The sequence below is a fragment of the Streptomyces sp. NPDC012825 genome, from assembly GCF_042900925.1.
GTDB lineage: Bacteria > Actinomycetota > Actinomycetes > Streptomycetales > Streptomycetaceae > Streptomyces.
The window spans coordinates 384,851-411,156 of record NZ_JBIBBZ010000004.1 but is presented as its reverse complement, the minus strand read 5'-3'; the positions used below and the strand labels follow the sequence as shown (position 1 = coordinate 411,156).

Annotated in this window: 22 protein-coding genes; 20 read left to right on the top strand and 2 right to left on the bottom strand. The window is 74.4% G+C overall.

Annotated features, from left to right (window positions below; genetic code table 11):
- Positions 1–255: 255 nt before the first annotated feature.
- A complete protein-coding gene (locus tag ACFY7E_RS13415) occupies positions 256–1,365 on the bottom strand; it encodes a hypothetical protein (protein WP_389484117.1) in 1,110 nt (369 codons plus the stop codon).
- A 197-nt stretch (positions 1,366–1,562) separates the two neighbouring features.
- Between ACFY7E_RS13415 and ACFY7E_RS13410 the strand changes: the two genes are divergently transcribed.
- The 5 genes from ACFY7E_RS13410 to crcB all read left to right on the top strand — a co-directional run bounded on the left by ACFY7E_RS13410 (position 1,563) and on the right by crcB (position 5,570).
- Positions 1,563–1,979, top strand: coding sequence for a CBS domain-containing protein (locus ACFY7E_RS13410; RefSeq protein WP_389484114.1), 417 nt, complete (start codon positions 1,563–1,565; stop codon positions 1,977–1,979).
- Between the two features lie 167 nt (positions 1,980–2,146).
- On the top strand, positions 2,147–2,893 hold the full coding sequence (locus ACFY7E_RS13405; protein WP_389484111.1) for an SDR family oxidoreductase: 747 nt from the start codon (positions 2,147–2,149) through the stop codon (positions 2,891–2,893).
- A 300-nt stretch (positions 2,894–3,193) separates the two neighbouring features.
- Positions 3,194–4,345, top strand: coding sequence for a S1 family peptidase (locus ACFY7E_RS13400; protein ID WP_389484108.1), 1,152 nt, complete (start codon positions 3,194–3,196; stop codon positions 4,343–4,345).
- A 252-nt stretch (positions 4,346–4,597) separates the two neighbouring features.
- Positions 4,598–5,128 carry a fluoride efflux transporter FluC gene (locus ACFY7E_RS13395; protein ID WP_389484106.1) on the top strand — a complete coding sequence of 177 codons (531 nt, stop codon included), beginning with the start codon at positions 4,598–4,600 and terminating at the stop codon, positions 5,126–5,128.
- A 64-nt stretch (positions 5,129–5,192) separates the two neighbouring features.
- Entirely contained in the window at positions 5,193–5,570 is a 378-nt protein-coding gene (gene crcB / locus ACFY7E_RS13390; RefSeq protein WP_389484104.1) for a fluoride efflux transporter CrcB, read from the top strand.
- Between the two features lie 52 nt (positions 5,571–5,622).
- Here crcB and ACFY7E_RS13385 read toward each other — a convergent pair whose 3' ends face one another.
- Positions 5,623–6,729, bottom strand: a complete 1,107-nt coding sequence (locus ACFY7E_RS13385; protein ID WP_389484102.1) for a chitinase — start codon at positions 6,727–6,729, stop codon at positions 5,623–5,625.
- A gap of 308 nt (positions 6,730–7,037) precedes the next feature.
- On the opposite strand from ACFY7E_RS13385, the gene ACFY7E_RS13380 reads away from it, so the two are divergent.
- The 15 genes from ACFY7E_RS13380 (at position 7,038) to ACFY7E_RS13310 (ending at position 26,259) form a co-directional block, all read left to right on the top strand.
- Positions 7,038–9,266: an alpha-N-acetylglucosaminidase gene (locus ACFY7E_RS13380; protein ID WP_389484100.1), complete on the top strand. Its 2,229-nt coding sequence runs from the start codon at positions 7,038–7,040 to the stop codon at positions 9,264–9,266.
- A 79-nt stretch (positions 9,267–9,345) separates the two neighbouring features.
- Complete coding sequence (locus ACFY7E_RS13375) at positions 9,346–11,451, top strand: DUF4139 domain-containing protein (protein WP_389484098.1); 2,106 nt, start codon at positions 9,346–9,348, stop codon at positions 11,449–11,451.
- 8 nt (positions 11,452–11,459) lie between these two features.
- Positions 11,460–13,022, top strand: a complete 1,563-nt coding sequence (locus ACFY7E_RS13370) for a DUF4139 domain-containing protein (protein ID WP_389484096.1) — start codon at positions 11,460–11,462, stop codon at positions 13,020–13,022.
- 201 nt (positions 13,023–13,223) lie between these two features.
- Positions 13,224–15,035, top strand: coding sequence for a SpoIIE family protein phosphatase (locus ACFY7E_RS13365; protein WP_389484094.1), 1,812 nt, complete (start codon positions 13,224–13,226; stop codon positions 15,033–15,035).
- A 177-nt stretch (positions 15,036–15,212) separates the two neighbouring features.
- Positions 15,213–16,355 (top strand): nitric oxide synthase oxygenase, encoded by a 1,143-nt coding sequence (locus tag ACFY7E_RS13360; protein ID WP_389484240.1) that lies wholly within the window; start codon positions 15,213–15,215, stop codon positions 16,353–16,355.
- Positions 16,356–16,416: 61 nt separating this feature from the next.
- Positions 16,417–17,085 (top strand): hypothetical protein, encoded by a 669-nt coding sequence (locus ACFY7E_RS13355; RefSeq protein WP_389484091.1) that lies wholly within the window; start codon positions 16,417–16,419, stop codon positions 17,083–17,085.
- A gap of 214 nt (positions 17,086–17,299) precedes the next feature.
- Positions 17,300–18,985 carry a sensor histidine kinase gene (locus ACFY7E_RS13350; protein ID WP_389484088.1) on the top strand — a complete coding sequence of 562 codons (1,686 nt, stop codon included), beginning with the start codon at positions 17,300–17,302 and terminating at the stop codon, positions 18,983–18,985.
- A complete protein-coding gene (locus tag ACFY7E_RS13345) occupies positions 18,986–19,387 on the top strand; it encodes a roadblock/LC7 domain-containing protein (protein ID WP_030690508.1) in 402 nt (133 codons plus the stop codon). It abuts the gene before it with no gap.
- Entirely contained in the window at positions 19,384–19,737 is a 354-nt protein-coding gene (locus ACFY7E_RS13340) for a DUF742 domain-containing protein (protein ID WP_125660232.1), read from the top strand. Before ACFY7E_RS13345 ends, ACFY7E_RS13340 begins: the two co-directional genes overlap by 4 nt.
- Positions 19,718–20,341, top strand: coding sequence for an ATP/GTP-binding protein (locus ACFY7E_RS13335; protein ID WP_389484084.1), 624 nt, complete (start codon positions 19,718–19,720; stop codon positions 20,339–20,341). Before ACFY7E_RS13340 ends, ACFY7E_RS13335 begins: the two co-directional genes overlap by 20 nt.
- Positions 20,338–21,579, top strand: coding sequence for a cytochrome P450 (locus tag ACFY7E_RS13330; protein WP_389484082.1), 1,242 nt, complete (start codon positions 20,338–20,340; stop codon positions 21,577–21,579). The genes ACFY7E_RS13335 and ACFY7E_RS13330 overlap by 4 nt, the downstream gene beginning before the upstream one ends.
- A complete protein-coding gene (locus tag ACFY7E_RS13325) occupies positions 21,576–22,820 on the top strand; it encodes a cytochrome P450 (protein WP_389484079.1) in 1,245 nt (414 codons plus the stop codon). Before ACFY7E_RS13330 ends, ACFY7E_RS13325 begins: the two co-directional genes overlap by 4 nt.
- 229 nt (positions 22,821–23,049) lie before the next feature.
- Complete coding sequence (locus tag ACFY7E_RS13320) at positions 23,050–24,132, top strand: sugar ABC transporter substrate-binding protein (RefSeq protein ID WP_383440499.1); 1,083 nt, start codon at positions 23,050–23,052, stop codon at positions 24,130–24,132.
- Positions 24,133–24,202: 70 nt separating this feature from the next.
- Positions 24,203–24,979 carry an ATP-binding cassette domain-containing protein gene (locus tag ACFY7E_RS13315; RefSeq protein WP_383440502.1) on the top strand — a complete coding sequence of 259 codons (777 nt, stop codon included), beginning with the start codon at positions 24,203–24,205 and terminating at the stop codon, positions 24,977–24,979.
- Complete coding sequence (locus ACFY7E_RS13310) at positions 24,976–26,259, top strand: sugar ABC transporter permease (protein WP_389484076.1); 1,284 nt, start codon at positions 24,976–24,978, stop codon at positions 26,257–26,259. Before ACFY7E_RS13315 ends, ACFY7E_RS13310 begins: the two co-directional genes overlap by 4 nt.
- The last annotated feature ends 47 nt before the right edge of the window (positions 26,260–26,306 follow it).

The following is a 26,306-nucleotide window of genomic DNA, read 5'->3' as shown; positions in this document are numbered from 1 at the left end:
TCACGGTGGCGGTGCCGACCACCCGCGCTCACGGCCGTCCGGCCGCCCTTGGCCCACGTGTCGAGCTGCTCCTGACGGCTGTCGGTCGCTTCGGCTCGTCGGTGTCCGACGCCATCGCGACGTGCGTCGTGCAGAAGCGGGTGTTCGCGCCGGCGAGGAGCGGCGTGCGGAGCGTGTTCCGCTTCTCGACGGTGCCGTCGTCCGGCAGCTCGATCCGGTCGGCAGCCTCTCAGCGGGGCGGATGCCCGACAGGCTCTAGCGGCCCGTCCCGCGGGACCCGACCGTCGGGGTGGCGGGGGTGCGGGACAGCTTCACCGCCGTGCCCCGGGCGGTCTCGAAGGTCCTCATCGGGGCTCCGTCCTTGCGCCAGGGTTCGGCGCCGCACCACGGGCCGATGAGGCGGAACTGCTCCAGGGCGGGTCCGTACATCCTCGACCGGAGCATGTGGTACGCGAGGAGGTGGCGCAGGACGGGCAGGCGCTCGTCGTCGGGGGCGACCTCGGCGAACGAGGCCGCGATCCGCTTCAGGCGCCCCCTCACCAGGGGCGTGAAGGAGGCCGCGGCGGCCGGACGACCGGCCAGCTCCTCCAGGGCGTGCAGGTACATGCCGGTGAGCGGGCTGCCCTTCGGGGCCTTGCGGACCGCCTTACCGACGAAGCGCATCATCAGCCGGTCGCTGCCGAACCACTTGGCGCACCAGTACTGGAGGGCCTGCCAGTGCCCCTCGTAGTGGTGGGGCGCCCGGGCGACGAGGCCGTCCCAGAGCGGCCGGAACCGAGCACGGCCGTACTGGGCGCCCCGGGCGGCGGTGACCATGACGACCCAGGGGCCCGGGTTCGCGGGGTCGAGCAGCGCGGCCCGCTCCGCTTCCTCGATCGCGGCCGGGAGCAGGGCGCGGAAGCGGTTCATCCGGTCCGGCGAAACCTCGTGGGCGAAGCCGCTGCCCCGGATCCGCCAGGCCTCCTGGACCATGATCCGGGCACGGAGGGTCGCCGCGTCGCAGTTCCCGGGCTCGGCCGCGCGCCACGCGTCCAGCCAGGCGTCGTCCTCGCGGGCGACCTCCTGGAGGAGTTCGGTCCGGGCCCAGCGCTCGTCCCAGTCGTCGCCCGCCGCCCGGACGTAGGCCTCGGCGGCCCGCCAGTTCCCCTTCCACGCCGCGTCGGCGACGGCCTGCCTCTCCTGGATCCGGTGCGCCGGCGGGGGCGGGCCGGGGCGGCGCGAGTCGAGCTGTTCGCGGGGAGCCAGACCGTAGTCGGACGCCACGAAGTGCTTGTGGACCCAGCGATCGGCCCGGTCGGGAACGATGACACGGGAGTGGAGCACGCAGAGGAGCACGCCGACCACGACGGCGAGAAAGATCGTCACGGCCGGGATCATCTCCCCATCCGGTCACTCTCCGCAACGATCGAGGCCAAAGATGCGGCGGGGGTGGAGACGGCGCGCGGAAGGACCGGCGCCCCGCCCCCGGCCCCGTGTTTTCCTCCCGGGTCGTCGGGCAGGCGCGTTCGTGTCCGTAGTTCATTTCTGCACGTACGCCCACGGAACGGATGCAGGCGATGGCCATGACGACAGCACGCGAGATGATGACGCCGGACGCGACCTGCGTGAAGGCGAGCGAGACCGTGCGCGACGCCGCGCGGAAGATGGCCGAACTCGGAGTCGGCGCCCTGCCGATCTGCGGCGCCGACGAGAAGCTCAAGGGCATGCTGACGGACCGCGACATCGTCCTGAAGGTGGTGGCCGAGGGCATCGACCCGGCGGAGTGCCGGGTGAGCGATCTCGCCCAGGACGAGGTCGTCTACGTCCGGGCGGACGCCGAGGCCGACGAGGTCCTCGACGTCATGGGCGAACACCGGATCCGGCGCGTGCCCGTCATCGACAGTCACGTCCTCGTCGGCATCATCGCCCAGGCCGACGTGGCCCGCGCCCTGCCCGACCGCAAGGTCGGCGACCTGGTCGAGGCGGTCTCCGCCGACTGACCGGACGGCCTTCCGGCCCGAGTGGCCCGGCGACCCCCCGGAACGGGGCCGCCGGGCCGCTCCCTGCCGGAGCGCCGCCGCGGCGCCGGGGGCACTTCTCGCCGTAGCCTCCTTCGACGGGCGTTCCGCCGTGGAGCGCGCACCTTGCCGCGGAGGGAAGACGCACGATGACCACGATCCTGGTGACCGGGGGTACGGGAACGCTCGGGCGGCTCGTCGCCGAGCGGCTGCGCGCGGACGGCGCCGAGGTGCGGGTGCTGAGCCGCCACGCGCAGCCGTACGCGGTGGACCTGCGCGAGGGCACGGGACTGGACGCGGCCGTCGAGGGCGTGGACACGGTGGTGCACTGCGCGAGCACGCCGCGCGGGGGTGACGACCGGGCGGCGCGCCACCTGATCGATGCCTCGCGCCGGGTCGGCGTGCGGCACCTGGTCTTCGTCTCGATCGTCGGCGTCGACCGCGTGCCGCTCGGCTACTACCGGACCAAGCTCGCCGTCGAGAAGATGATCGAGGGGTCCGGGCTCGGGTGGACCGTGCTGCGGGCCACGCAGTTCCACGACCTGGTGGTGGAGGTCCTGCGCAACGCGGCCCGGCTGCCGGTCATGCCGCTGCCCGCCGGTGTCGCGGACCAGCCGATCGAGGTGGCGGAGGTCGCCGCGCGCCTCGCCGAACTCGCCACGGGGGAGCCCGCGGGCCGGGTGCCGGACATGGGCGGCCCCGAGGTGCTCCCGTTCACGGAGCTGGCCCGCATCTACCTGCGCGCGATCGGCCAGCACCGCCGTCTGCTGAACGTCCCCCTGACCGGAAAGGCCTACCGGGGGTTCCGGGCGGGTGGGCACCTGACGCCGGAGCGGGCCGTCGGCAGGGTGACGTTCGAGGAGTTCCTCGCGAAGCGCCTGCCCCCGCGCGCCTGACGCGCACGCCGACCGGCCCCGATCCACCGGGCTCCGGTCGTACGACTCCGAGGGAACGGGCCGCCGGACGACCGGCGGCCCGTTCGGCTGTCCGGCCGCCCGGGCGTCCGGCCGCCGACGGTCCGGCTGTCCGACGGTCCGGATGTCCGGATGTCCGGGGATGGCCACGCCGGACGTCACGAGCCGATTCCCTCTCATCGCGTTTTTGGTATGGACCTGCCAAGTCAATGCCGCTAGCGTAACGGCCGGCGCTCGTTGAGAGCGCTCTCAAGCGTTCGATCCCCCACACCAGGAGGCTTCGTGAAACGCACCACCCCCCTGGGTGCCGCCGTCGCGGCCCTGTTGCTGACGCTCGGTCTCGGCGCCGCCCACGCCGGAGCCGCGAACGCCGCCCCGCTCCCCGAGCCGCCCGCCTCCCCCTCCGCCTCGGCCGGGCTGCTCGACGCCCTGCGGCAGGACCTCGGCCTGACCCCGGCGCAGGCCGAGGAGCGGCTGCGCGCCGAGAAGGCCGCGACCGAGGTCGAGAAGGCCGCCCGGCAGACCGCCGGAGGCGCGTACGGAGGCTCGTGGTTCGACCCCTCCTCGGGGCGGCTCGTCGTCGCCCTCACCGACCGCGCCGAGGAGGCCGGGGTGCGGGCGCTCGGCGCCGACACCCGGGTGGTCCGCCACAGCGCCACCGCCCTCGACCGGGCCAAGGCCCGCCTCGACGGGCTCTCCGCGCCGAAGGGCGTGGCCGGCTGGCACGTCGACCCGAAGGCGAACAGCGTCGTCGTCACGGTCGTACGGGCCGAGCGGGACGCCCCCGCCGTGCGCGCCTTCGTCGAGAAGGCGCGGGCGAAGGGGCCCGTCACCGTCGCCGAGGCGGCCACCGCCCCCCGTACGTACGCGGCGGGAACCGTCGGCGGCGACCCGTACTACACCGGCAACGTGCGCTGTTCGATCGGCTTCTCCGTGCACGGCGGGTTCGTGACCGCCGGTCACTGCGGTCAGGCCGGGGCGGCGGTGCGCGGCTGGGACGGCTCCGCCATGGGCACCTTCCAGGGTTCCTCGTTCCCCGGCAACGACTACGCGTACGTGAGCATCCACAGCGGCTGGTGGACCGTGCCGGTCGTCCTCGGCTGGGGCGTCACGTCCGACCGGCTGGTGCGCGGCTCCGCCGAGGCGCCCGTGGGCGCGTCGATCTGCCGCTCGGGCTCCACGACGAAGTGGCACTGCGGGACCGTCCTCGCCAAGAACGAGACGGTCAACTACAGCCAGGGCGCCGTCCAGCAGATGACGAAGACCAGCGTCTGCGCGGAGGGCGGCGACTCCGGCGGCGCGTTCATCAGCGGCGACCAGGCCCAGGGCGTCACCTCCGGCGGCTGGGGCAACTGCTCCTCCGGCGGCGAGACGTGGTTCCAGCCCGTCAACGAGATCCTCGGCCGCTACGGCCTCACCCTGCACACCGCCTGACGGGGGCCGGTACGCGGCCGTTCCCGGCGGCCGCGCACCGGCGCTCCCGTACGCCGCCTCCACACGCCCCGATCCGGACGGCGGTGTTCCGGCGCCGCCCGTTATCCTGGGAGCACGGCCGTCCCCGGACCGTCGCGCGGCGGTGGGGCCCGCCGTACCCGAACCGCGGCACGCGTTGTCGCCAACGGTCCCTACCCGTGACCCGTCCCCGCCCGCATCCGCGCGAGCGGGAGACCACGCGCAGGGAGAGGCGTGCGTTCCGAAGAACCCCCGCGGGCCGAGGACCCCGAAGCGGTCGAACCGGACGAAGCGGCCGAGTCGGCCGAGCCGATCGACCCCGACGTCGGTCCTGCGGACGTTCGCGGGCTCCGGGAGCCGTGGCGTTCGCGCCACGGCGTCCTCGTGGTGATCGCGGCGGGCGGCTCGCTCGGCGCCCTGGCCCGTTTCGGGGCGTCGCTGCTGTGGTCCGCGCCCGCGGGCGCCTTCCCCTGGACGACACTGACGGTGAACGCCGTCGGCTGTCTGCTGATCGGCGTCCTCCTCGTCGCCGTCACCGAGGTCTTCACGGCCCACCCCCTCCTGCACCCGTTCCTCGGGACCGGGTTCCTGGGCGGGTTCACCACCTTCTCCACGTACTGCGTGGACATCGAACGCCTCGTCGACGCGGGTCGCCCCGCCATCGGACTCCTCTACCTCGCGGCGACCGTCGTGGCCGCGATGGCGGCGGTGGCCGTCGGCGCGTTCGGCACGCGTCGCCTCCTGTCGCACCGGAGCGCGTCATGACCTTCCGTACGAGAACGGCCGTCCGGCCGGCCTCGCGCCCCGACGGCGCCCGGGAGGAGCGGTGGTGAACGACTTCCTGCTGGTGGCCGCCGGCGGCGCCGTCGGCGCGCCCCTGCGCCATCTGACCGACCGCGCCGTCCAGGCCCGCCACGACACCGTCTTCCCGTGGGGCACCTTCACCGTGAACGTCGTGGGGTCCCTGATCCTCGGCCTGGTCACGGGCGCCGCGCTGTCCGGTGCGGCCGGGCACACCGTGCACCTGCTGCTCGGGACCGGGCTGTGCGGCGCGCTGACGACGTACTCGACGTTCTCCTACGAGACGCTGCGCCTCGCCGAGTCCGGCGCGCGGTTCTTCGCCGTGGTGAACGTCGTCGCCTCCGTGGTGGCCGGGCTCGGCGCCGTCTTCGTCGGTCTCTCCCTCGCCCGGGCCCTCTTCCCCTGAGCCGGCCGCCGGGGCCGGTGCGGGAGGAGGGTCCGGGTCCGGGGTCGGCGGACTAGCGGCCCTGGAGGGCCTTGACGTTGTCGCCGAAGGTCCAGCCCTTCGAGCCGTCCCAGTTGGCCGACCAGGTCATCAGGCCCTTGAGGGCGCCGTTGTAGTGCTTCCACGCCTGGGCCACGGTCGACGGGGCCATGTGGCCGCCGCCCGCGCCCGGCTGGGCGGGCAGGCCGGGGACCTGCTTGTCGTACGGGACCTTGATCGTGGTGCCCTGGATCACCAGGCCCTTGTTCAGGCAGTCGGTCTGCGCGACGAACCCGGCGACGGTGCCGGCGGAGTAGGAGTCGCCCGAGCAGCCGTACATGCTGCCGTTGTAGTACTGCATGTTGAGCCACCACAGGCGCCCGTTGTCGGCGTACTTCTTGATGACCGGCAGGTAGGCGCCCCAGATCGAGCCGTAGACCACGCTGCCGCCGGTGACGTACGCGGTCTCCGGGGCCATCGTCAGGCCGAAGCCGGCGGGCATGCGGGCGAGGACGCCGTCGATGATGCGGATCAGGTTGGCCTGGGAGGTGGAGAGGGTGGTGATGGAGCCGCTGCCGACCAGGCCGGTCTCGATGTCGATGTCGATGCCGTCGAAGTTGTACTTCTTGAGGATCGGGACGATCGTGTCGACGAACCGGTCGGCGACGGCGGTGGAGTTCAGGTCGATGCCCGCCGTGGCGCCGCCGATCGACATCAGGATGGTCGCCCCGGCCGCCTTGGCACGGCACATCTCGGCGGGGGTGGCGACGCGGACGGTGCTGTCCATGCCGTCCTCCCACAGCACCGTCCCGTCGGAACGGATCACGGGGAAGGCGGCGTTGATGACGTTGTAGCCGTGGGCGGCGAAGCGCGGGTCGTCGATGGGGGCCCAGCCGAAGGGCGGGTGGACGCCGTTGGCCGCGCCGTCCCAGTTCTCCCAGTACCCCTGGAGGACCTTTCCGGCGGGCTTCGGCTTGAGGGCGCAGGTGTCGGCGGTCTCTCCGGTTCCGGAGGCGGGGGCGGACACGGCGGTCCGCGCGGGCTTCGCGCCTTCGGCGGCGGCGGGCGCGGCGAGGGCGGCGGCCGCGAGCAGGGCGGTGAGACCCGCTCCGAGGACGCGGGTGATCCGGGGGCCTGGCATGCGTGCTCCTGGGGACGTGGGGGGGATGGTCCTGGGCATGGCGCGCGCTCCAGCAGACCGTAGGTTGGTCCAGACCATTCGTCAACCACCTTCGCGGGGAGGGAAGTTGTTCTCCGTCGCCGCCCGGGGCCTCCGCCCCGGAGGGAGGAACCGGCGTCGTGGCACCCCGGCCGGGCCCCGGTCGCGTACGCCCGCAAGGATGAGACGCCGCAGGTCCCCGTCCCGTCTGCGCCCTCCGGGAGGGAGGCCGTAGCAGAGTGGGCGGACGATCCGCCGGACTCTTTCGAGCAGGAAACCGAGGGAACCAGATGGGCCGTCGCCCGATGCTCCGCTGTCGTCACCTCCTCGTCCTCGTGGCGCTCGTCGCCGCGACGGCGGTCACGCCCGAGGCGCTGTCCCCCCGGGGCGGGACCGTCTCCGCCGCCGCGCCCGCCTTCGACACGGCGCCCGCGCGGGCGAGCCTGGAGCGCCTGCTGTCCTCGCGGGCCCGGCAGTTCTCCCTGGTCCCCGTCGAGAGGCCGGAGTCCGGCGACTGGTTCGCGGTCTCCGGCGAGGCGGGCCGGATCCAGGTGCGGGGCACCTCGCCGGCCACGCTGCTCGCCGGAGCGGGCTGGTACCTGGAGCGGGTCGCCGGGGTCGACATCGGCTGGCCCGGCGACAGCCTCGGCCGGCTGCCCGCCGTCCTCCCGGCGGTCCCCGGGACCCTCACCCGGTCGGCGAACGTCCCCCACCGCTACGCCCTGAACGACACCGACGAGGGGTACTCGGGCGCCTACCGGGACTTCGACGCGTACCGCCGCGACATCGACCTGATGGCGCTGCACGGCGTGAACGAGGTCTTCGTGCCGACGGGGGCCGAGTACCCGTACTACCGGGCGTTCCAGGAGTTCGGCTACGACGCCGCCGAGCTGCGGAGCTGGATCCCCGCCCCCGCCCACCAGGCCTGGTGGCTGCTGCAGAACATGTCGGGCTTCGGCGGCCCGGTCTCCGAGCAGCTCATCGAGGCCCGCGCGACGCTCGGCGGCCGGATCGCGCGGCAGCTGCGCTCGCTCGGTATGAGCCCCGTCCTCCCGGGCTACTTCGGCACCGTGCCGCCGGGGTTCGCCGCGCGGAACCCGGGGGCGGTCACCGTCCCGCAGGGCACGTGGGTCGGGTTCGACCGGCCCGACTGGCTGGACCCGACCGGCCCGGTCTTCGACCGCCTCGCCGCCGCCTACTACCGGGCCCAGCGGGAGCGGTTCGGCGACAGCGGCATGTTCAAGATGGACCTGCTGCACGAGGGTGGCACCCCGGGCCCGGTCGACGTCGCCGCGGCCGCCGGGGCCGTCCAGCGGGCCCTGGACACCGCGCGCCCCGGTGCCACCTGGGTCATGCTCGGCTGGCAGAAGAACCCGTCCGCCACGCTCCTGAGCGGGGTGGACCGCGACCGGGTCCTGATCGTCGACGGCCTCTCCGACCGCTACGACGGCCTCGACCGCGAGGCCGAGTGGGGCGGCACGCCCTACGCCTTCGGCTCGATCGCCAACTTCGGCGGCCACACCAGCATCGGCGCCAACACCGGCGTGTGGGGCGGTCGCTTCCACGCGTGGCTGACCAGGCCGGGCTCCGCGCTGCGCGGCATCGCCTACCTGCCGGAGGCCACCGGCGGGAACCCCGCCGGATTCGATCTGTTCACCGAACTCGCCTGGGAGCCGGGCCCCGTCGACCAGCGGGCCTGGTTCGCCGGTTACGCCGCCCGCCGCTACGGCGGGGCCGACGCGCACGCGGCCGCCGCCTGGGAGGAGCTGCGCACGGGCCCGTACGGCATGGCGCCGGGGACGTGGAGCGAGCCGCAGGACAGCCTCTTCACCGCGCGGCCGAGCCTCACGGCGACCAGGGCCGCACGCTGGAGCCCGGCCTCCTCCCGGTACGACGCCGCCACGGTGGAGCGGGCGCTGACGGAGCTGCTGCGGGTCGCGCCCGCGCTGCGGACCACCGACGCGTACCGCCACGACCTCGTGGACGTGGCGCGCCAGGCGCTCACCAACCGCGGCCGGGTGCTGCTGCCCCGGATCAGGGCCGCGTACGAGGCGAAGGACCTGGAGCGGTTCCGGACGCCGGTGCGCGAGTGGAACGCCGCCACGGAGCTGCTCGGGCGCCTCGTCGGCTCCGACCGGCGGTTCCTGCTCGGCCCGTGGCTGGAGGACGCCCGCTCCTGGGGCGCCGACCCGGCCGAACGCGACCGCCTGGAGTACGACGCCCGCTCGATCCTGACCACCTGGGGCGGCCGGGGACCGAGCGAGGCGGGGCTGCGCGACTACGCCAACCGCGAGTGGGACGGGCTCGTCCGGGACCTCTACGCGCCGCGCTGGGCCGCGTACTTCGCGAGCCTCGACACCACCCTGACGACCGGTGCGGCGCCCGTCGCCGTCGACTGGTTCGCGCGGGACGACGCCTGGGCCCGTGAACACCGGAGCTACCCGACGGCGCCGGCCGGCGACCCCTACGCGCTGGCGGAGGAGGTGCGGGCCGTCCTGGACGCGGCGTCCACGGCCTGAGGGACGGCTTCCGGCCCCGGAGCGCGGCCCGTCCGCGTAGGCTTCGGCCCGTACGACGGACGGGCAGGGGGCGAGGCGCATGTCGGAGGAGACGGCCCGGAGGTGGGCGTCGGTCCTCGATTCGGTCGTGGTGTACGCGCAGGGCGCGGTCTGCCGCCGCCTGGCCCGGGGCGCCGTGCCCCGGGACGGCCGGGTGCGGGTCGCGGGACTGCCCCGCACCCTGGACCCGGGCTCGCTGCGGGCCCGCGTCCTGGGCCCCGCCGGCGTCCGGGTCACCGAGGCCCGGGTGGAGGTCGCGTCCGCGCCGCTCGACGGAGGCGCGCCCGACGCGCTGCGGCGCGAGGTCGAGCGGCTGCGCGACGCGTACGCGGCGGCCGAGGGGCGCCGGGACCGGCAGCGGACCCTGATCGAGGAGGTCGAGGGACTGCACCCGGTGCCCCCGGCCCGCAAGCGCGAGGACCCGCACCGGCGCACCGCGGTCGACGCCTGGCTGGAACTCGCCGACTTCGTCGACGGGCGGCTGGCCCGGCTGCACGCACGCCTCGTCGGCCTGGAGGAGGAGCTGCGCCGCGCCGAGCACGCCCTCTCCGTCGCCGTCGACCGGCTCGCCCGGGCCTCCACCGACGCCCCCTCCGCGCACGTCGAGACCACCGTCTCCGCCGTCCTGACCCTCGACGGCGCGGCCGGCGGGGAGGCTCCGGCGGAAGTGGAGCTGGAGCTGGAGTACGGCGTGCCGGGCGCCGTCTGGGTGCCGGCCTACCGCCTCTCGCACCGCCGGGGCGACGACGGGGGGCGGCTGGTGCTGCGCGCCTCGGTCGCCCAGCGGACCGGCGAGGACTGGACCGGGGTGCGCCTCGCCCTGGCCACCGCCGACCTGCGGCGCCGCACCGATCTGCCGCGGCTGCGTTCCGTACGGATCGGGCGGCGGCAGACGGCCCCCGCGCCGTCCGGCTGGCGCGAGCCCCCGGCCGGTCTCGCCGACCTCTTCGCCGGGTACGAGGCGGCGGGGCCCCGGCCGGTTCCGGCCCCCGACTTCGGCGGGGCCGTGGCGGGCGTCGCGGCCGTGCCGGTCGCGGTCCCTCCGGTCCCGCCGCCCCCGGCGCCGCCGGCCTTCGCCGGACCGCCGCCCCTCACCGGAGCACCCCCGCCGCCCGGCGCCGTGTACGGCTTCTCCCCCGAGGCCCCCGGCGGGGCGCCCGGATCCGCGCCGCAGGGCTACGGCGGGGCACCGGCACCGCAGGCGTACGGCGGCGCGCCGAAGTCCGCGCCGCGGGCCGCCCGGCGCGCCATGGCGCCCGCGGTCCCCTCGGCTCCCGGCTCGGCCGCGCCCGTCCCGCCGCCGGCGCCCTCCGGCCCGCCGCGGCCGAGCGGCGACGAGCTGGACTACGCCTCCCTCGTCCTGGCCGGCCCCGACGACCGGGGGCCGCGCCGGGGACGTCTGTTCCCCGACGCCTCCTTCGACGCCGTGGCGAGCGAGTACCGCCGCCGCGCCGAGGGGGTGGCCGCGCTGCCGCTCCCCCGGCACGCCGTGCGCCCCCGCGAGTCTGCGGGGTCGTTCGACCACCGCTTCGACGCCGCCGCCCGCGCCGACGTCCCCTCGGACGGCACCTGGCACACCGTCACCGTCGGCGAGATCCCGGTCGGTCTGCGCACCGAGTACCTCTGCGTGCCGTCCGTGGAGGAGACCGTGTACACGACGCTCGTGGTCTCCAACGCCACCGGGCAGGCCCTCCTCGCCGGTCCGGTGGAGGTCACCGTCGACGACGAGTTCCTGCTGACGGCCGCGCTCCCGACGCTCGCCCCCGGCGGTGTCCGGAGGGTGGGCCTGGGCCCGGCCGAGGCGATCCGCGCGACCCGCCGCACGCACCTGCGGGAGTCGACCGCGGGCCTGCGCAACAACGTCACCGTGCTCGACCACCGGATCCACGTGGAGCTGGCGAACCGGCTCGCGGCGCCCGTCGTCGTGGAGGTGCGCGAGCGGGTGCCGGTCACCTCCGAACCGGACGTGCGGATCGAGGAGCGGGCCGGCTGGGCGGCGCCCGAGGACGGACCCGAGGAGCACGCGCCGGGCACCCGCGTCCGGCGGGTCGAACTCCCCGCCGGCGGCACCGCCGTCCTCGAGGGCGGCTACGAGATCCGCATCCCGGCCGGCAAGGCCCTGGTCGACGGCAACCGCAGGAGCTGACCCCCACCATGACCACGGAACCCCGTCCGATCGCCCTTCCCGTCACCGCCGTCACCTGCCTGGAGGACCGCGCCCACGTCGAGCGGACCGCCGACCTCGACCTGGCGGCCGGCGTCCAGCGGCTGCGCCTCGGCCCGATCGGCGCACTGGCCGTCGACCGCACCCTCCACACCGAGCTGGCCTCCGACCGCCCGGCGACCGTGCTCGGCGCGCGGATCGTCCGCACCTGGACCCCGCGCGGCCCGGTCCCCTCCCCCGGGGACGACTCCGCCCTCCGTCTGCGTGCGCACGCCCTCGAAGAGGAGCGCCGCACCGTGGAGCAGGAGCGCGACCGGCTGCGCGTCCGGCTCGACCTGCTGGGCCGGCTCGCCGCCGACCTGCTGCGGGAGATCCGCGAGGGCGTCGGCTCCGGGGAGAGCGAGGGGGAGCGCTGGTCCCGGGAACTGGACCGCGTGGACGCCGAGCGCGACGCGTACGCCGAACGGCTCCGTGCCGTCGAGGTCCGGCTGACCGACCTCGGCGCCGAGGAGGACGCGGCCCTGCGGGCCCTGGACGAGGCCGAGCAGGAGCCGCCCGAGCTCGTCGCCCACGTGGAGCTGACCGTGGAGGCCGCGGAGGCCGGTCCCGCCCGGCTGCGGCTCGGCCACCTCACCCCGTGCGCGCTGTGGCGGCCCGCCTACCGGGCCGTGCTCGACGGCGGCTCCCTCACCCTGGAGACCGAGGCCGTGGTCTGGCAGCGCACCGGCGAGGACTGGTCGGACGTCCGGCTGACGCTGTCGACGGCCCGCTCGGCGCTCGCCACCGAGCCGCCGCGCCTGGTCGAGGACCGGCTGACGCTCAGGGACCGCTCGGCCGCCGAGCGCCGCACGGTCGACGTCGAGGTGCGCGAGGAGCTGATCGGGGACCTCGGGCCGGCGCCGGTGCTCGGTCTGCCGGGGGTCGACGACGGCGGCGAGGCGCGCGTCCTGAACGCCCCCGCGCCGGTCTCCGTCCCGGGCGGCGGCCGCGCGCACCGGGTGCCGCTCTCCGCCTTCACGACGGACGCGGGCGACGAGTACGCCTGCGCCCCCGAGCTGTCCCCGCTGGTCACGCGGGTGGTGCGGTTCGACAACCGGTCCGGGCACGCGCTGCTCGCGGGGCCGGTGGACCTGGTGCGCGGTACCGGCTTCGTCGGGCGCGGCACGCTGGACTTCACCGCTCCCGGCGCCCCCGCGGAGCTCGCCTACGGCAGCCGCGACGACATCCGGGTCGTCCGGTACGCCGAGGAGGCGCACGACACCGCCGGGCTCACCCAGCGGAGCGTGACCACCCGTACGGTCCGGCTGCACCTGTCCCGCTTCTCCGCCCCCGGCGAGGACGGCGACCGGGTGGTGGTCCTGCGGGAGCGGATCCCCGTCTCCGAGGTCTCGGCGGTGGAGGTGCGCCTGCGCGAGGAGTCCTGCTCCCCCGTGCCGGCCTCGGTCGACGCGGAGGGCGTCGTCCGCTGGGACGTCTCCCTGCCCCCGGGCGGCCGCCGGACGGTCACCCTGGTGTACGAGGTGTCGGCGGCCGCCAGGGTCACGGGGCTCTGAGGGCGCGGGGTTTCCGGGGCGGGCGGCCCGCTCCGGCGGTCCCGCGCGCCGGTTCCGCGTCGCGGACGGTCGCCCCCGGGTGACTCCTCGTGGCCGTGGACGTACTTGTGCGTGTTGCTTCCGCATGCCTGATGCACTGTGGCCTCTTCCGGTGCAGACTGTGCAACAGATGGCGTCACTTCCTGTCTGGAGGCCGAAAGAGTGAACGGCGGGAGCGACAGGCGGCGCCTGACCAGCCGCGCCTCGGCCGGGAGCAATCCGTCGGCCCACCACCCGGCCGGCGCGGGTGCCAGGTTCCGCAGGAGCAGGGGGCTGCTGCCGCCCGACCGGTTCACCACCCGCAGTCAGCTGGCCTGGCTGAATTCCGCCACCTCCAGGATCGGTACGACCCTGGATCTGGAGCGCACCGCGCAGGAGCTGGCCGAGTTCACCGTGCCCCGGTTCGCCGACGGCGCCGCCGTGGACGTCCTGGAGAGCGTCCTGCGCGGCGAGGAGGGGGCGCGGTGGACCGGTGCGGGCGTCCCTCCGCTGCGGGCCACGGCGCTGTGCGCCATCGAGGAGCTCTCCTCCCTGGAGCCGACCCCGGTGGGCGAGACCTACGTCCAGTCGGAGGAGTGGCACGAGACGCTGCTGCACCGGTACTGCCTCCGGCAGGGCAAGCCGGTCCTGCTGAGCCGGATGCGGGGCGACGACTTCGTCCGGGTCGCGCCGACGGCGAGCGCGGCGGCGCAGATGCGGGCCGCCGGGGTGCACAGTTATCTGGCGGTGCCGCTGATCGCACGCGGACTGCTGCTCGGGAGCGCCGACTTCGTGCGCGGCCCCGGGACGCCGCCGTTCTCCTCCACCGACCTCGCGCTCGCGGAGCAGCTCGCCTCGAAGGCCGCCGTCTTCATCGACAACGCCCGGCTGTACGGGCGCGAGCGCGAGCACGTGGTCTCGTTGCAGCGCAGTCTGCTGCCGCGCGCGACCCCGGTGACGCCGGGGCTGCGGCTGCACTCGGAGTACGCGCCCTCGGCGGCCGGCCACGGGGTGGGCGGGGACTGGTACGACGTGATGGCGCTGCCGGGCGGGCGGACGGCCCTGGTGGTGGGGGACGTGATGGGGCACGGGCTGCCCGCCGCCGCCACGATGGGGCGGCTGCGGGCGGTCGCCCGCACGCTGATGACCCTGGACATGGCCCCCGAGCGGGTTCTGGCGCGGCTCGACCTGGCCACCCGCGACCTGGAGGACGAGCAGGTCGCCACGTGTCTGTGCGCGGTCTACGACCCGGCGGACTCCAGCTACACGCTGGCCAGCGCCGGGCACCTGCCGCCGCTGCTGCTCGACGGGCGGGGCGCGGCCGACTTCGTGGACGTGCCGGCCGGCGCGCCGCTGGGGGCGGGGGTGATCCCGTACGACCCGATCCGGCTGAAGGTCCCGGACGGCGGTCGTCTGGTGATGTACACGGACGGGCTCGTCAAGACCCGGACCGAGGACCTGGACGAGCAGCTGGCCCTGCTGCGGTCGGCCGCGCTCGGCCTCACCCCCGGGGCCCTGGAGGCGGGCGGTCTGGTGGAGCGCGCTCCGGCGGGGGCCGAGCGGTTCGACGAGGCGGTGCTCCTGGTCGCGACGGACTCCCCGTCCCCGCGCGGCGACCTGCGGGTGTGGGAGCTGCCGAAGGACGGGAGGGCGGCCTCCGCCGCACGGAAGCTGGTCACGGACCAGCTCTCCGCGTGGGGTCTCGCGGAACTCGCGGACGTCTGCGAGCTGGTGGTCTCCGAACTCGTGGGCAACGCGCTGCGGTACGGCAACGGGCCGGGCGAGCTGCGGCTGTGGCACGGCGAGCGGCTGGTCGTGGAGGTCTCGGACACGGGCCCCGACCTGCCGCAGATCCAGCACGCGGACCTCAGCGACGAGGGCGGGCGGGGGCTCCAGCTCATCAACATGCTCTGCCGCCGCTGGGGTTCCTGTCGGACCGTCACCGGCAAGGTGGTCTGGGCCGAGCAGAACGTGCCGGGCGCCCAGCAGTCGTAGCGGGGGCGGGGCACGGTACCAGCGCGGCGTCGTTCCCGTACGGAGTACGCGTACTCTCCACACGCGCGTGAACACATGGGGTAGTCATGGAGGCCGGGAGGGAACACCTTGGTCTTCAGTCTGCGTCGCCGACGGAAGTCGGCCCCCGTCGGCGTCCGTCCGTTCACGTCCGGCGTCATCCCCGGCCCCGAGGGGCCCCCGCGACCGCCGGAGGCGGCGCACGTCACCGACCGGCGGGAGGCGGAGAGCTTCGTCCGGCAGTTCCACCGGGAGGAGGGGCGGGCGGACGACGTGGAGCTCCGGGTCCGCGAGGTCCTCGCCGAGATCGACCGGACCGGCACGTACGCGCACACCCCGGACGAGCTGGCCTTCGGCGCCCGGGTCGCGTGGCGCAACGCGGCCCGCTGCATCGGCAGGCTCTACTGGCGCGGTCTCGTGGTGCGCGACCTGCGGCACGTCGCCTCGGCCGGCGGGGTGGCCGAGGCCTGCTTCGAGCATCTGCGCCTGGCCGGCAACGGCGGCCGGATCCGGCCGGTGATCTCGGTCTTCGCACCGGACCGGCCCGGCCGTCCCGGGCCCCGGATCGTCAACGACCAGCTGGTGGGCTACGCGGGACACCGCACCCCGGAGGGGCGCCGGGTCGGCGACCCGCGCGGGGCGGAGGCGACCGCGCTCGCCCGCGAGCTGGGGTGGAAGCGGTCCGACGACCCCTTCCAGGTGCTGCCGTTGATGGTGCGGGAGCGTCCGGACGCGCGGCCGGAGTGGTACGGGCTGCCGGACGGCTGCGTGACGGAGGTGCCGCTGCGGCATCCGGACCACCCGTGGTTCGCGGAGCTGGGACTCCGCTGGTACGCGGTGCCGGCGATCAGCGGCATGCCGCTGGAGATCGGCGGGGTGCGCTATCCGGCGGCGCCGTTCAACGGCTGGTACATGGGGGTGGAGATCGGCGCCCGGAACCTGGCCGACACCGACCGCTACGACCTGCTGCCGGTGGTCGCCGGCCGCCTGGGCCTCGACCGCTCGTCGGAGCGGACGCTGTGGCGGGACCGGGCTCTGGTCGAGCTGAACGTGGCGGTGCTGCACTCCTTCCGGGAGGCCGGGGTGACGATGGCGGACCACCACACCGAGTCCGGGCGCTTCCTCCGCCACATCGACCGGGAGGCCCGTCACGGCAGGCCGACCCCCGCCGACTGGAGCTGGATCGTCCCGCCCGTCTCCGGCTCGGCCACCCCGGTCTTCCACCGCTACTACGACCCGGTCGACGACTCCCTGCGTCCGGCGTTCGTCGCGCGCGAGCGGCAGGCCGGCGCCGGCCTTTGACCGGAGGGCCGGACCCCATGACTCCGCTTAAAGTGTGGCGACGGCGGGCCGAAGGGGAGACGTGGAACAGCGGGTGCGCGTGGACAAGGCGCGACGGGGCGGGTACGAGGTCCGGGTGGTGCGGTCGGACCCCGGGCCGGACGCGACGGGTCTGGCACTGCGTGACGACGGGTACCGGCTGTCGATGTACGCCGACCGGGAGGGCGCCGACCGGCTCGCCGCCCTGTGGGCCCTCGCGGCCAGGTCCTCCCGGTCGCTGGTCCACCTGCCGATCCGGGAGAACCCGGCGCCCCACGACGGTGCCGGTGACGCCGTGCCCGTCGCGCTCGACCTGGTGCTGGTCCACCACAGCCTGCGGTTCCCGACCTCGTCGTGGAAGGAGGTCCGGGCGCGGCTCGGCGCCGGCACGCCCCACACCGTGACCCTGCCGGACGACGACCTCCCGGACGGGGACGCCGTCGACCACGAGCGGCGGCACCACCGGACGTACCGCGACCACCTCGGTTTCGACATCGCCGCGCACACCCTGTTCGTCGTCGGCAGTTCCACCGCGTTCCGCGAAGAGGGGGCGGCGCTGCGGGACTTCGCCGACCGGGCCGCCTCCCACCGGCGGCGGTACCCGGCTTCCGCGCACTTCTGCGTGGAGGTCTCCCCCGGCCCGTGGGGACGGGGGCGGACGCGCCGGCACGTGCCCGGCTCTCTGCACATCGAGTACCACGACCGCTGGTGACCGGCGGCCTGAGCACCCGCCAGGGACCGGACGCGGACCGGTACTTCGGTGAACCCTGAGTAAATTCGATCACTCCTGATCGCATAAATGGGGCAGTTAACCCTTCACCTGGGTACCGATCCGATCAAGCCAGTTCCTAACTGATCAACAACGCCTCTATAGTGCCGTCGTTGCGACTCCCTTCCCCGCGTGCCCGTTCTCGAGAGTCTGGTTGATGTCGGCGCCGTCCACCCCCTTCCGCCCTGCCCTGCTCGCCTCGTTGCTGACAGCCGCCGCAGGTGGTGCGCTCGCCGCGGCGGCGACCGCCGCGGCGCCGGCCGGGGTCCGTCCCGCGCTCGCCTGGTTCGCCGTCTGCTGCGTCCTGCTGCTCGCCGCCTCGGCCTTCGCCGTCACCTGGTACGGGCGCACCTCGCGCACGCTGGGCCGCCGGGTCGAGACGCTCACCGCCGAACTCTCCTCCCGTGAGGCGTACGCCTCCGCGGCCGCCGCCTCCGCCGAGCGGGAGACCGCGGCCCTGAAGGAGCGGTACGCGGCGGACACCGCCGCCGCCGAGGCGGCCCGTGCGGCGCGGACCGGTGAACTGGTGCGCGCCCACGCGGCCGAGACGGCGGAGCTGACCCGGGCCCGGGCCGCCGACGTGGCGCGCCTGGAGGAGAGGCTGCGCCGCGCCGAGTCGGGACGGTCCGCCGCCATGGCCGCCGCCGCCAACGCGGCCGGGCGCATGCAGGCGCTCGCCACGAGCATGCTGGCCGACCTGCGGGAGATGGAGCACCGGCACGCCGACGAGGACGTCCTGACCGACCTCCTCCACCTCGACCACCGCACCGCCCAGGCGGGCCGGCTCGCCGACTCCGTCGCCGTGCTGACCGGAGCGCGGTCCGGCCGCCGCTGGGCCCGCCCGATCGTGATGGAGTCGATCCTGCGCGGCGCCATGGGCCGGATCGGCGGCTACCAGCGGGTGCGGCTGCACTCCAGCAGCGACGCGGCCGTGGCGGGCCACGCCGCCGAGGGTGTCATGCACGCCCTGGCCGAACTCATGGACAACGCCGCCAACTTCTCGCCGCCCACGGCCGAGGTGCACGTCTACGTGGAGGAGGTCCCCGCCGGCGTCATCATCGCGGTGGAGGACAGCGGCCTGGTGATGAGCGACGTCCAGCTGCGCCGCGCCGAGGCCGCCGTCAGCGCGGAGAACCAGGACCTGGCCGGTCTGTCCGGCACCCGGCTCGGCCTGGCCGTCGTCGGCCGGCTGGCGCGCAAGCACGGTCTGACCGTGTCGTTCCGCCCCTCGGCGCGCGGAGGCACCGGCGCCCTGCTGATGCTCCCCCAGGAACTGATCAGCCACGTGCCCGCGGAGACGCCGACCGCGCCCGCCGCCGTACTGCCCCCGGTGGCCGGCCGCGGTCTGTCCGCGCCCGCGCCCGACCGGGCACCGGCCGCGCCCGCGTCGCCCGCCCCCGCCGGGGCGCGGGCCGAGGAGCCCGAGGCCGTGCACGAGTCCGGCACCGCCGGGGACGCCACCGGTGAGGGCACCGGCGAGCACCCGCAGTTCGGCGAGAGCGGCCTGCCGCGCCGCCGTCGCGGCCGGGCGCTCGCCGCCGCCCACCCGGAGGGGCCCGACGCCGCCCCGAAGCCCCGCGCGGCGGCCCCGCGCAGCGGCGCGGCGGCCGGGGCGGCCTCCCGCTTCGGCTCCTTCCGCCGGGCGGTCCGCGACGCCGCCGACCGGCCCGACACGGCCGACACGGCCGACGCGGCCGACCGGCCCGCCGCCGGCACCGACACCTCCCCGGCGGCGAACGGCTCCCCCGCCGTCCCGCCCGCCCCGTCCGACCAGGCCGGCCGGGCGTCCACCCCCCGGACGTCACCGTCCTCGAACTCCCCGCACCCGGAAGGCACCCCGTAAATGACCGGCACCACCACCGACGAGAAGCTCAGCTGGCTCCTGGAGGGCCTGCTGGAACGCACCCCGGGCACCCGGCACGCCCTGGTGCTCTCCCGTGACGGCCTCAAGCTCTGCCGTACCCCCGAGCTCTCCGTCGACCAGGCGGACCAGCTCGCCGCGATCGCCGCCGGCATCCAGAGCCTGTCGCACGGTGCCTCCGTGGAGTTCGGAGACGGCACGGGCGGCGTCCGTTCCGCGATGGCCGAGTTCTACGGCGGCATCCTGTTCATCGTGGAGGCCGGCGAGGGCGCCCACCTCGCGCTCGTCGCCGACGAGGACGCCGACGCGGGGCTCGTCGGCCACAACATGTCCGAGCTGGTCGAGCAGCTGGGCGAGTACCTGGTCGCGAGGCCCCGGGGATGAGCCGGACCAGGCCGGGCAGGGACGACTCCCCCGACCGGCTCTACACCCTGACCGGCGGCCGCAGCCGTGCCGGGTCCGACGCCTTCGACCTGGTGACCCTCGTGGTCGCCGAGAGCGACCCGGCCCCCGGCATGCAGTCCGAGCACGCCGCGATCCTGCGCATGTGCCGCTTCCCCACGGCGGTGGTCGAGGTGGCGGCCGGACTCGGTCTGCCGGTGTCGATCACCCGGATCCTGCTGGCCGACCTCCACGACACCGGCCGGATCAGCGCACGGCACCCCCGCGCGTCGTACCGCCTTCCCGATCACGACATCCTGGAGCAGGTGCTCGTTGGACTCCGTAACCTCTGAACAGCGCCCGGCCCTGCACAGCACCGCCGACAACGGACTGAAGATCGTCGTCGTCGGCGGTTTCGGCGTCGGCAAGACCACCCTGGTGCGCTCGGTCAGCGAGATCCGTCCGCTGAACACCGAGGAGACCATGACGCAGGCGGGCGAGGACGTCGACGACACCGTCGGCGTCGCCGCGAAGACGGCCACCACCGTGGCCTTCGACTTCGGCCGGATCTCGCTGGACGCCCACAACATCCTCTACCTGTTCGGGGCGCCCGGCCAGGAGCGGTTCTGGTTCCTCTGGGACCGGCTGTTCTCCGGGACGCTCGGCGCGGTCGTGCTCGTCGACACGCGCCGGCTCGCCGACTCCTGGTACGCGATCGACCGCCTGGAGCACCACGGCACGCCGTTCGTCGTCGCCTGCAACGACTTCGGCGGCCCCGCCCACACCGCCGGGCAGATCCGCGAGGCCCTCGACCTCTCCGACGGGGTCCCGCTGGTCTTCTGCGACGCCCGGTCGCGCGAGTCCAGCAAGCGGGTCCTGATCACGCTCGTCGAGCACCTGCAGTCCGTCGTCGCCCAGGCCCCGACCCCGCAGCCCATTCCGGAGCCCGCCCCGTGACCTGCCCCGTGCCCCACTCCGAGCCCCGGCCCGTCCCGCTGGGCGGGCCCCGGTTCCAGACCGATCCCACCGAGCTGTACCGGCAGATGCGCCGCGAGCACGGGGCGGTCGCCCCGGTCGTCCTGGACGGGGACGTCCCCGCCTGGCTGGTCCTCGGCTACCGCGAACTGCACCAGGTCACCAGCGACCCGGTGCTCTTCTCGCGCGACTCCGACCTGTGGAACCAGTGGGACCGCATCCCGGCGGACTGGCCCCTGCTGCCCATGATCGGGCGCAAGCAGCCGTCCATCCTCTACACCGTCGGCGAGCGGCACCGCGAGCGCGCGGACGTCGTCTCGGGCGCGCTGGAGGCGATCGACCCGTTCGTCCTGAGGGCGCGCGCCGAGCGGTTCGCCGACGAGCTGATCGACGCGCTGTGCGGCAAGGGCTCCTGCGACATCATCGCCGAGTACGCGATGCTGCTGCCGGTCCGGGTCCTCGCCAGCGTCTACGGCTTCGCCGACGAGCAGGGCCCCGGGCTCGTCAAGGCCCTGAACGACATGATCAACGGCCAGGAGGGCGCCCTGGAGGGCCAGCGCCACCTGGGCGAGTCCATGGCCGGGCTGCTCGCCGCCAAGGCGGAGGCGCCGGGCGACGACGTCGCCTCGCGGATGCTGGCCAACACGGCCGGCTTCACGGTCGAGGAGGTCGCCCAGGACCTCATGGTGATGCTGGCCGCCGGCCACCAGCCCACCGCCGACTGGATCGGCAACTCGCTGCGCCTGATGCTCACCGACGACCGGTTCGCGGCCTCGCTGTCCGGCGGCCGGCACAGCGTCGGCGAGGCGATGAACGAGGTCCTGTGGGAGGACACCCCCACCCAGAACGTCGCCGGACGGTGGGCCTCGCGCGACACCCACCTCGGCGGGCGCCGGATCGGAGGCGGCGACCTGCTGCTGCTCGGTCTGGCCGCCGCCAACTCCGATCCGCACGTACGGGCCGACTCCGGCGCGCTCACCGGCGGCAACAACGCCTACCTGTCCTTCGGGCACGGCGAGCACCGCTGCCCGTTCCCCGCGCAGGAGGTCGCCGAGACCATCGCCCGGACGGGCATCGAGGTGCTGCTCGACCGGCTGCCGGACGTGGACCTCGCGGTGGCCCCGCGGGACCTCGCCCGCCGCCCCTCCCCCTGGCTGCGCGGCCTGACCGCGCTTCCCGTGACCTACACCCCGACCCCCGCCCTTGGAGCCCTCGGATGAGCTGCCCGTACGACCACACCGCCGCGTCCGGCACCGACGTCATCGAGCTGGACCCGTTCGTCACCGACCTCGACGGCGAGAGTGCCCGGCTGCGCGCCGCCGGTCCGCTCGCCCGGGTCGTCCTGCCGGGCGGGGTGCCCTGCTTCGCCGTCACCCACCACGCGGAGGCCCGGAAGCTGCTCACGGACCCGCGCCTGGTCAAGGACATCGATGTCTGGGGTGCCTGGCAGCGCGGTGAGATACCCCTGGACTGGCCGCTGATCGGGCTGGCCAACCCCGGGAAGTCGATGCTGACCGCGGACGGCGAGGAGCACCGGCGGCTGCGCGGTCTGGTCGCGCAGGCGCTGACCGCGCGCCGGGTGGAGCGGCTGCGCGCCGGCATCGAGGCCCTGACCGCGGAGATGCTGGACCGGCTCGCAGAGCGCCCGGCGGGCGAGGCGGTGGACCTGAAGGCGGAGTTCGCGTACCCGCTGCCGATGAACGTGGTCTGCGAGCTGATGGGCGTGGACCGGGCCGACCAGCCGCGGATGAAGGAGCTGTTCGACAAGTTCTTCTCGACGCAGACCCCGCCCGAGGAGGTGCCGCGGATGATGGCGGACCTGGGCGCCCTGTTCTCGGGGATCGTGGCGGGCAAGAAGGAGACGCCCGGCGACGACCTCACGAGCGCGCTGATCGAGGCGTCGGAGGACGGCGACCGGCTCACCACGGAGGAGATCACCAACACCCTCCAGCTGATGGTGGCCGCCGGGCACGAGACGACCATCAGCCTGATCGTGAACGCCGTGGTCGCCCTGAGCACCCATCCCGACCAGCGCGACCTGGTGCTCAAGGGCGAGGTGCCGTGGGAGAACGTGATCGAGGAGACCCTGCGCTGGTCGACGCCCACCTCGCACGTCCTGATCCGGTTCGCCACCGAGGACATCGAGGTAGGCGACCGGATCCTGCCCAAGGGCGAGGGCCTGATCGTGTCGTTCGGCGCGCTCGGCCGGGACGAGGCGCAGTTCGGGCCGACGGCGGGCGGCTTCGACGTGACCCGCACGCCGAACCGGCACATCTCCTTCGGCCACGGTCCGCACGTCTGCCCGGGTGCGGCGCTGTCCCGGCTGGAGGCGTCGGTGGCGCTGCCCGCGCTGTACGCGCGCTTCCCCGAGCTGCGCCTGGCGGTGCCGCGCGAGGAGCTGCGCAACAAGCCGGTCGTCACCCAGAACGACCTGTTCGAGCTGCCGGTCGTCCTGGCCTGACCGGTCCGGCGCACGCCCCGAGGGCCGTTCGGCGAACGGCCCTCTTCGCGTTCTCCGGCTCCCGGGTCCCGCCGATCCGGGCATCCGGGCGCCGGCGCTCACGCCGGGGTCGGTTCACCCGCTTGCCGGTCTCCTGGTTGCGACTAATGTCGGTATATAGGCCATGTGTGCCCCCGCGGACCCGCGCTCACGAGAGACGGGGAGCGGGGGCGTACGAAAGGAGCCTTCCATGAGCCGTACATTGCGGGGCGCGATCGCACTCGCCGGAGCCGCGGCCCTCTCCCTGGGCGCGGTGGCGACGACCGGAGCGGCGCAGCCGGCCGCGGCACAGGGCGAGGTCAGGATCGGTCTGCTGCTGCCGGAGAGCAAGACCACCCGGTACGAGAAGTTCGACCGGCCCTACATCGAGGCGAAGATCAAGGAGCTGGCGCCCGACGCGCAGATCGACTACTACAACGCCGCCGAGAGCGCCACCACCCAGCAGCAGCAGGTGAACACCGCGCTCGCCAAGGGCGACAAGGTCCTCATCCTGGACGCCGTGGACGCCAAGTCGATCCAGTCCTCCGTGCAGAAGGCCCGTGACGCGGGCGTCAAGGTCGTGGCGTACGACCGCCTCGCGCAGGGCCCGGTCGACGCGTACGTCTCGTACGACAACCGCAAGGTGGGCGAACTCCAGGGCCGGGCGCTCCTCGACGCGCTCGGCGACAAGGCGGGCAGCGGCGAGATCGTGATGCACAACGGGTCGCCGACGGACCCGAACGCCGCCGAGTTCAAGGCCGGCGCGCACGCGGTCCTGGACGGCAAGGTGAAGATCGGCAAGGAGTACGACACGCCGAACTGGGACCCGAACAACGCCAACCAGCAGATGTCCGGCGCGATCAGCTCGCTGGGCAAGGACCGGATCGTCGGGGTCTACTCGGCCAACGACGGGCTGGCCGCGGGCATCGCCACCGCCCTGAAGGCGGCGGGCATGAACGTGCCGCTGACCGGCCAGGACGCGCAGCTCGACGCCATCCAGCGGATCCTGCTCGGCACGCAGACCATCACGGTCGAGAAGCCGTACAAGCCGGAGGCGGACATCGCCGCCACCATGGCCGTCAACCTGGCGGAGGGCAAGCCGATCCCGTCCGACCTGACCCCCACCACCGTCACCAGCGGCAGTGGCCAGAAGGTCCCCGCCTCGCTGCTGACCCCGGTCGTGGTCGACAAGTCCAACATCAAGGACACCGTCGTCAAGGACGGGCTCTACACGGTCCAGGAGATCTGCACCCCGGCCTACGCGGCCGCCTGCGAGGAGACCGGTCTCCAGTAGGCGCGAGTCGTTCCGTACCGTTCGGGCGGGCGGGCGTCCCCCGGGCGGACGGACGGAGGAGGCGGTTCCCTTGCCGGAGTCACCCGTGCTCACCCTGCGGGGGGTCTCCAAGCGGTTCGGCGCGGTCCAGGCCCTGAAGGGCTTCGACCTGGAGGTCCACCCGGGCGAGGTCGTGGCGCTCGTCGGCGACAACGGTGCCGGCAAGTCCACCGCCGTCAAGGCGATCGCCGGGGTGAACCCGCCCGACGAGGGCGTCATCGCGTGGGAGGGGCGGCCGGTCTCCATCGCCCGGCCCCACGACGCCCAGAACCTCGGGATCGCGACCGTCTACCAGGACCTCGCCCTGTGTGACAACCTCGACGTGGTCGCCAACCTGTTCCTCGGCCGGGAGCTGCGCAGGTTCGGGATCCTCGACGAGGTCCGCATGGACCAGCGGGCGCGCGAGCTGCTCGACACCCTGTCGATCCGCATCCCGAGCGTCCGCATCCCCGTGGCGTCCCTCTCCGGCGGGCAGCGTCAGACGGTGGCGATCGCCCGTTCGCTGATCGGCGACCCGAAGGTCGTGATCCTGGACGAGCCCACCGCCGCCCTGGGCGTGGAGCAGACCGCCGAGGTCCTCGACCTGGTGGAGCGGCTGCGCGACCGGGGTCTCGGGACGATCCTGATCAGCCACAACATGGTGGACGTGATGGCGGTGGCCGACCGGATCGCGGTGATGCGCCTCGGCCGGAACAACGGCTTCTTCGACAGGCGCGCGACGACCACCGAGGAGATCATCTCCGCCATCACGGGGGCCACCGACAGCGCCGTCACCCGGCGCCGGGCCCGCAGGGGGGAGGAGTCGTGAAACGGGACCGTCTCTCCAAGGACGCCGACGGGGCCGCGCAGGAACCGGCCTCCGGCGCCGTGCCCGCCGTGGACACCCGGCTCCTCGTCCGCGAGGAGGGCGTCAGGGGGTACGTCGGGGAGTTCCGGCGCAAGCTGCGCAGCGGGGAGCTGGGGTCCCTGCCCGTCGTCCTCGCCGTGATCGTCATCTGGACGGTGTTCGGCAGTCTGGACAGCACGTTCCTCTCCGCCCAGAACCTCTCCGACCTCAGCCAGCAGATCGTCGGCACCGGCATGATCGCGGTCGGGATCGTGTTCGTGCTGCTGCTCGGCGAGATCGACCTGTCGGTCGGTTCCGTGAGCGGTCTGTGCGCCGCGATCTTCGCCGTGCTCAACGTCCTGCACGGCATGAACGAGTGGTCGGCGCTCCTGGTCGCCGTGGCGGGCGGTGCGGTCGTCGGGCTGATCCACGGGTTCTTCTTCGCCAAGGTGGGCGTGCCGGCCTTCGTCGTCACCCTGGCGGGCAACCTGGCCTGGAACGGGCTGATGCTCCAGGTGCTCGGCACGAGCGGCACGGTCAACATCCCGGCCGAGAGCATCGTCGCCGAGCTGTACTCGACCGTCTTCCACAGCCCGGTCGCCGCCTACGCGACCGCGGCCGTCGGCGTCGGGCTCTTCCTGGCGGCCTCGCTCCTGGACGCCCGGCGGCGGCGCGCGGCCGGGGTGCCGTCCCGGCCGGTCGCCGAGATCGTGCTGCGCACGCTCGTCGTCGCGGCGCTCGCGTTCGTCACCGCGTACATCCTCAACCGGTACCAGGGGCTGCCGCTGGCGCTCCTGATCTTCCTGGTCCTGCTGGTGGTCCTGGACTTCGTGCTGCGGCGCACCACGTACGGGCGGCGGATCTTCGCGGTGGGCGGCAACATCGAGGGCGCGCGCCGGGCGGGCATCAGCGTGCCGTTCGTCCGGATGACGGTCTTCTCGATCGCCGGGACCATGGCGGCGATCGGCGGTCTCTTCCTCGCCGGGCAGATCCAGTCCGCGAGCCAGACCTCCGGCGGCGGCAATCTGCTGATGAACGTGATCGCGGCGGCCGTCATCGGCGGTACGAGCCTGTTCGGCGGGCGCGGCTCGGTCTGGTCGGCGCTGCTCGGGGCCCTGGTGATCGGGTCGATCCAGTCGGGCATGAACATCATGGGCGTCAGCAACGCCGTCCAGTTCATGATCACGGGTTCGGTGCTGCTGGCGGCCGTGGTCGTCGACTCGCTGTCCCGCAGGAGCCAGAAGGCGGCGGGCCGCGCCTGACCGGCCGCCTCCCGGTCCTTTCCTCCCGGCTCCCGCTTCTCCGTCGG